Origin of the sequence: Catonella sp., assembly GCF_052173895.1 — a bacterium.
Taxonomy (GTDB): Bacteria; Bacillota; Clostridia; order Lachnospirales; family Lachnospiraceae; genus Catonella.
Map to the genome: position 1 here is coordinate 1 of NZ_JBQMXS010000064.1, position 7,180 is coordinate 7,180.

Sequence of the window (7,180 nt, forward strand, 5' to 3'; positions counted from 1 at the left end):
GCAGCAGAAGGTGTTTGTGTGGCAGCAGTGGCAGCAGATGGCAAGAGTGCTGCAGTTGTGGAAGTTAACTCTGAGACAGACTTCGTTGCTAAGAATGAGAAATTTACAACATTTGCAAGTGAGGTAGCAGCTAAGGCTCTTACTACATCTGCAGCTGATATAGATGCTTTCCTTGAGGAAGAGTTTGAAGCAGGTAAGTCTATAAAGACAGCTCTTACAGAGCAGATAGCAGTTATCGGCGAGAATATGAACATTAGAAGATTCGGTAAGCTTGCTGAGGCTGAGGGCTTGGTTGAGTCTTACATTCATGGCAGCAGAATCGGTGTACTTGTAGCTCTTAAGACTACAGTAGTAAATGATGCAGCTAAGGAAGCAGCTAGAAATGTAGCTATGCAGATAGCAGCTATGCGTCCTACATACCTTAATAGAGATGAGGTTTCTAAAGAATATCTTGATCACGAAATGGAAATCCTTAAGGCTCAGGCAGCTAATGATCCTAAGCTTTCAGGTAAGCCTGCAAATGTACTTGAGAATATTCTTAAAGGACAGCTTAACAAGGAACTTAAAGAAATCTGCCTTGTAGATCAGGTTTATGTAAAGGACAGCAGCTTTACAGTTCAGAGTTATATAGATAGTGTGGCTAAGGAAATCGGAGCAACTATGGCTCTTACAGGATTTGTTCGTTTTGAGACCGGTGAAGGTCTTGAAAAGAGGAGCGAGAATTTCGCTGATGAAGTAGCAGCTCAGATGGGCAACTAATATTTAGAAATTAAAATATTAACAATTACAATCTCTCTGCAAATTATTTGATTTGTGGAGGGATTTTTTGTAATCTATATTAAAGAAGGATGAGGTGATAATTATACTTACTTTTATACAACAACAATTTATATTTCAGGTTATGTGCCATATAGAGTTTGCTCTAAGAATATTGTTTGCAGGACTTTTAGGCGCAGCGATAGGATTTGAAAGAAAGAACAGAAATAAATTAGCAGGAGTGCGTACACATGCAATAGTAGCTTTGGGAGCTGCACTTATGATGGTTGTGTCCAAGTATGGATTTTCTGATATTGATAAGTTCGATGCCTCAAGAGTGGCATCTCAGATAGTTAGTGGTGTCGGATTCCTTGGAGCGGGGATTATCTTTGTTAGAAATAATAATTCTGTAAGTGGTCTGACTACTGCCGCAGGTATATGGGCAACTGCCGGAGTCGGCATGAGTATGGGAGCTGGACAGTATTTCTTATCAACTGTAAGTACTGTAATGATACTTATAATGCAGGTTGTATTTCATAAAGTAAGATTTTTGGCAAATGAAGCTTTTCAGGATGATATGCGTATTGTATTAAAGCATTCTGATAATGGTGTAAAAAATCTGGAAGAGTATATAATGAATGAAAAAATTGAGATAAAATCAATCAAAATTTCAAAGGTGGATAAGGAGCTTTTAAAGGTGGAATTGGATGTATTATTCCCTGCGGGTTACAATAAGACAGAGCTTATTAACAGGCTGTCGGAGAAGGAAGATGTGGTTTCTGTGAGAGGATGAGTTGACATTGGAAATTGGCTAAAATTCAGGAGATAAATATTGAAAAAATTACTAATCTATATTCGTGAATATACTATGGAAAGTATATTAGGTCCTCTTTTTAAGCTGTTTGAGGCCTGTCTTGACCTTGTAGTACCACTTGTTATGGCATATATAATAGATAAGGGTATAGGAGGAAATGATAAGTCGCTTATAATAAGGCTCTGTCTTGTACTTGTGGGACTTGGTTTTGTAGGACTTACATTTTCGATTACAGCACAATTTTTTGCGGCTAAGGCGAGTGTCGGTTTTATTAAACAGGTAAAACACACAGTGTTTTCGCATATACAGAAACTATCATTTTCAGATATAGACAGGCTTGGTAAAGCTACACTTATAACGAGGCTTACAAGTGACATGAACCAAATTCAAACGGGGGTAAATCTGACACTCAGACTGTTTCTTAGGTCACCTTTTATTGTAATTGGTGCAGTAGTTATGGCATTTAGGATAGACCCACAGATTGCTTTTATATTTGTAGTCACTATAATAGTGCTTTCTATAGTTGTATTTAGCGTTATGCTCTGGTGCATCCCTAAGTACAAAGAAGTACAGACGGCGCTTGATGAGGTACTTGGGAAAACGAGGGAAAATCTTACAGGAGTAAGGGTTATCAGAGCATTTTGTAAAGAGAATGAAGAGATAGAAGATTTTGAAAAATCAAATTCATTTTTAACAGATTTAAGTAAAAAGGTAGGAATGTTTTCTTCTTTAATGAACCCACTTACATATGTAATTATAAACATAGGTATTGCAGTTCTTATTTATAAGGGGGCAGTGAGAGTTGATGCAGGAATACTTACGCAGGGAGAGATAGTTGCTCTTTATAACTACATGGCTCAGATTCTTGTAGAATTGGTCAAATTTGTTAATATGTTTATCAACCTTACACGCTCAGTAGCCTGTGGCAATAGAGTACAGAGTATACTTGAAATAGAGCCTGATATGAAAGAAGGGAAGAACATATATTCTAATAAGAATGTGGAAGAGGCTATTATTGAATTTAAAAATGTGTCACTTAATTATAATGGAAAAATATCTTCTAATAAGGAGGAAAATGCTCTAAACGATATAACATTTTCAGTGAAGAAAGGTGAAACTATTGGGGTAATAGGTGGTACAGGTTCTGGCAAGACCTCTCTAATAAGCCTTATTCCGAGGTTTTATGATGCAAATAAAGGAGAGGTTATAGTAAAAGGAAGAAATGTTGTAGAGTATAGCTTTAAGGAATTAAGGCAAACAGTAGCAGTGGTTTTACAGAAGACTTCACTTTTTAAGGGAAGTATAAGGGATAATATAAAGTGGGGAAATGAAGAGGCGACTGATGAAGAAGTAATGGGAGCGATAAGGATTGCTCAGGCAGAAGATGTGGTAAATTCTAAGACAGAAAGACTTGATTTTATAATAGAGCAGGAGGGAAGAAACCTTTCTGGTGGGCAGAAACAAAGACTTTCCATAGCAAGAGCGCTTGTGAGTAAACCTGAAATTCTAATTTTAGATGATAGTTCTTCTGCTCTTGATTATGCTACTGACCTTGCTCTGAGAAAGAGGGTAAGTGAACTTGACTACAAGCCTACGGTGTTTATAGTATCTCAGCGTACCGCATCTATTATGCAAGCAGATAAGATTGTAGTAATGGATGAGGGAGAAATGGTTGGAATAGGAAGGCACGAAGAGTTATTGGATTCTTGCGAGGTTTATAGGGAGATTTATAATTCACAGTATAAATAATGGGAGTAAATATGAAAGATAACAAAAAGATAATTAAAGCAGTTCTTGCTTATATAGGGAATTATAAAATATTACTTTTTGTATCGCTTATAATGGCAATGATTACGGTGATTTTGACACTGTATCTGCCGATTTTATTTGGTGATGCGATTGATCTTGTAGTTGGAAGAGGGCAGACAAAGTTTGACCAAATATTTGATATAATTATAAAATCCGTTTTGGTTGCAGGTACTACCTCGCTCTTTCAGTGGGGGATGACTACAATAAATAATAAAATAGCATATAATGTAGTGAGAGATATAAGAAATGATGCATTTAGGCGACTTGAAAAAATGCCTCTTAGTTATTTGGATACACATTCTACAGGAGAGATAGTTAGTAGAGTAATCGCAGATGCAGATCAGTTTTCAGATGGGCTTTTACTGGGGTTTGCACAGAGTTTTACAGGTATTGCTACAATTCTTGGAACACTTGTATTTATGTTTAGAATAGATGTGTTTACGGCTATTATAGTTATGGTATTGACACCGCTTTCACTGCTCGTGGCGAGATATATTTCAAAACATACTTATGATATGTTTAAGATACAGTCTGAAACAAGGGCAGAGCAGACTTCTTTTATTAATGAAATGATAGGTGGAGCTGATGTTGTGAGGGCTTATGGAAGAGAAGAAAAGGTAATAGAAACTTTTGATGAGATAAATGGGCGGATTGAAAAGGCTTCTCTTAAGGCTACATTTTTCTCTTCTATTACTAACCCTGCCACTAGATTTGTAAATAATATAGTATATGCCTTAGTGGGACTTGTAGGTGCTTTTCAAGTTGTTAACGGTAGAATAAGTGTAGGCGGGCTTTCAGCATTTTTGGCTTATGCAAATCAGTATACCAAGCCTTTTAATGAGATTTCAGGGATAATAACCGAACTTCAGAATGCGATAGCTTGTGCCGGAAGACTTCTTGAACTTATAAATGAAGATATTGAAAACGAAGATGGGGATACTGTACTTGTAGAGGACAAGTCAAATGCGATTGATAAAAAAATAATAAATAATATAGGCAATGTAGAATTAGAGGATGTATCATTTTCTTATGTAAAAGGTAAACGGCTTATAGAGGGGTTTAATCTAAAGGTAAAAAAAGGGCAGAGGATTGCCATAGTAGGTCCTACCGGTTGCGGCAAGACAACACTTATTAACTTGCTTATGAGATTTTATGATGTTGACAGTGGAAAAATAAGGGTAGAAAATGCTGATATAAGGGAATTTACAAGAAATAGTCTTAGAAAGTCATATGGAATGGTACTTCAGGAAACATGGCTTAGAAAGGGGACTATAAAAGATAATATAGTTATGGGTAAGCCTAATGCTACTTATGATGAGGTAATTAAGGCGGCAAGGGCGGCTCATTCTCATGGATTTATACAGAAACTTAAGGATGGATATGATACAGTCATAGATGAGGCTGGCGGGGGACTTTCCAAGGGGCAGATACAGCTTTTATGTATAACAAGAGTTATGCTCCTCTTACCACCTATGTTAATACTTGATGAGGCAACATCGTCAATAGATACAAGAACTGAAATTAAGATACAGAAGGCGTTTAACCGTCTGATGGAAGGTAGAACAAGTTTTGTGGTGGCACATAGGCTTTCAACTATAAAAGAGGCAGATACCATTCTTGTTATGAAGTCAGGTATGATAATAGAACAGGGAAACCATGAGGAATTGCTTGAGAAAAATGGTTTTTATGCAGAAATGTATAATAGTCAGTTTGTGGGTAGCTTAGAAAGGAGAAGAGTTGAAATCAACGCTTAAAAGAACTTGGGCAGAAATCAATTTAGATGCAATAGAATATAATTATAAAAAAATAAAAAAGCATATAGGAGAAAATATCAAATTTGCAGGAATAGTAAAGGCTGATGCTTATGGCCATGGTTCTGTAAGGGTAGGAGCAAAATTGCAGGAACTTGGTGCAGATTATCTTGCAGTCAGCAGTATAGATGAGGCTATGGAACTTAGGTTTAATGGTATAACTATGCCTATTTTAATACTCGGACATACTCCAAGCGAGCAGGTAGATAGGCTTATCTGCTTTAATATAACTCAGGCTGTTACCTGTGAGGCTAAGGCTCTTGAGTATAGTGCAGAGGCGGTTAAATGCAAGGGGATACTTAAAATTCACATAAAGGTAGATACAGGAATGTCGAGACTTGGCTATCTTTGTGAGGGCGAATATTTTAGGCATGGGGTAGACGGCATAGTGAATGTATGTAAACTTCCGAATCTGGATGCGGAGGGAATATTTACTCATTTTGCAGTAGCGGATGAAGATGGTGAAGAATGTAAAGAGTATACAACTCACCAGATTCAGCTTTTTAAGGATGTGATTTCAGAGGTTGAAAAGAAGTTAGGAAAGAAATTTTTGTTTCATCACTGTGCTAATACAGGGGCTACAGTAAATAGACCTGAGAGTTATATGGATATGGTTAGACCGGGATTATTGCTGTATGGTTATGGAGAATTTGCAAAAATGCTTGGACTTAAACCTGTTATGTCTATGAAAACAACCGTCAGTACTATAAAAATATATCCAAGAGGTACAAAAATCAGTTATGGAGGCATATATACAACAACGGAAAAGACAAGGATGGGAGTTGTTCCTTATGGCTATGCAGATGGTTTTATGCGTTGTCTGTCAAATAAATATTCGTTTATGACGGCAGATGGCTCTGCAAGGCAGAGGGGAAGGATTTGCATGGATATGTGCATGATAGATCTTACAAACAAGCCACATATTGATGTTGGAAGTGAAATAGAGATATTTGGAGAAAATAATCCGATAGAAAATATGGCAGATATGGCAGGAACTATTCCGTATGAACTTGTATGTGCAGTAAGCAAAAGAGTGCATAGGATATATATTGAAGGTGGCAAAATAGTTGAGAGAGAATTAATGTTACGGATGTAAGGAGGAAGATATGAAAATAAAATCAGTTGCAATTTTGGGGTTAGGTGCAGTTGGTTCATATATGCTATGGGGATTATCGGAAAAAGACAACATTGACCTATTTGTTGTTGCAGATGGGGAGAGAAAAGTAAGGTATGAAGAGAATGGTTTTATAATAAATGAAAGAGAATATTATCCTGTGATTAAAACTCCTGAAGAAACGAGGGGAGTAGATTTACTTATTGTAGCTACAAAATATAATTCACTAATACCTGCTCTTACAGATATAAAAAAGATAGTGTCTGAGAATACTATCGTAATGAGTCTGATGAATGGTGTGGAAAGTGAAGAAATTATTGCAAAAGAGATAGGAGAAGAACATATAATTTATTCTCTCATTAAGGTCGGTTCAGAACGAAATGGGAACTCGGTCAGTTTTAAACCGGAAATTACAGCAGGAATTATTTATGGTGAAAAAGATGAGACTAATGGAGATGAGAGAATAAAGGCTATTTCAGAATTGTTTGAAGGTACAGGGATTCATTATAGTATATCAGAAGTAATTTTACATGAAATATGGAATAAATTTCGATTAAACATCGCAGATAATCAGATTCAGGCAATCATAGGCTGTGGAATAGGTGCATATAGAGATAGTGAACACTTAAAATTTTTAAGAAGAAAGGTGAGAGAAGAAGTTGAAGAGATTGCTAAGGCAAAGGGTATAGATTTTTCTCTTTGTAAAAAGACTCCGACTATTGCTAAGATAGACGACAGAGCAAGATATTCTACCTTGCAAGATATTGATGCAGGTAGGCATACAGAGATTGATATGTTCGCAGGAGCTATTATAAAAATGGGAAAAGAAATGGGTATAGATACACCTTATAATGAATTTATATTTCATGCAATTAA

General features: G+C 36.4%; 6 protein-coding genes. All 6 read left to right on the plus strand.

From position 1 onward, the window contains the following. On the plus strand, positions 1–759 hold a 759-nt coding region (tsf, locus tag ACTTG8_RS09340), incomplete at its 5' end, for a translation elongation factor Ts (protein WP_442561845.1). 94 nt (positions 760–853) lie between these two features. After that, the gene (locus ACTTG8_RS09345; protein WP_442561846.1) at positions 854–1,549 is read left to right on the plus strand and encodes an MgtC/SapB family protein; all 696 of its coding nucleotides are present in this window, start codon (positions 854–856) and stop codon (positions 1,547–1,549) included. Positions 1,550–1,588: 39 nt separating this feature from the next. Then, positions 1,589–3,319 (plus strand): ABC transporter ATP-binding protein, encoded by a 1,731-nt coding sequence (locus ACTTG8_RS09350; RefSeq protein ID WP_442561847.1) that lies wholly within the window; start codon positions 1,589–1,591, stop codon positions 3,317–3,319. A gap of 11 nt (positions 3,320–3,330) precedes the next feature. Then, the gene (locus ACTTG8_RS09355) at positions 3,331–5,133 is read left to right on the plus strand and encodes an ABC transporter ATP-binding protein (protein ID WP_442561848.1); all 1,803 of its coding nucleotides are present in this window, start codon (positions 3,331–3,333) and stop codon (positions 5,131–5,133) included. Further along, positions 5,117–6,286 carry an alanine racemase gene (gene alr, locus ACTTG8_RS09360; RefSeq protein ID WP_442561849.1) on the plus strand — a complete coding sequence of 390 codons (1,170 nt, stop codon included), beginning with the start codon at positions 5,117–5,119 and terminating at the stop codon, positions 6,284–6,286. Before ACTTG8_RS09355 ends, alr begins: the two co-directional genes overlap by 17 nt. A gap of 10 nt (positions 6,287–6,296) precedes the next feature. Next, positions 6,297–7,180: ketopantoate reductase family protein (locus tag ACTTG8_RS09365; protein ID WP_442561850.1), on the plus strand; the 884-nt coding region annotated here is incomplete at its 3' end.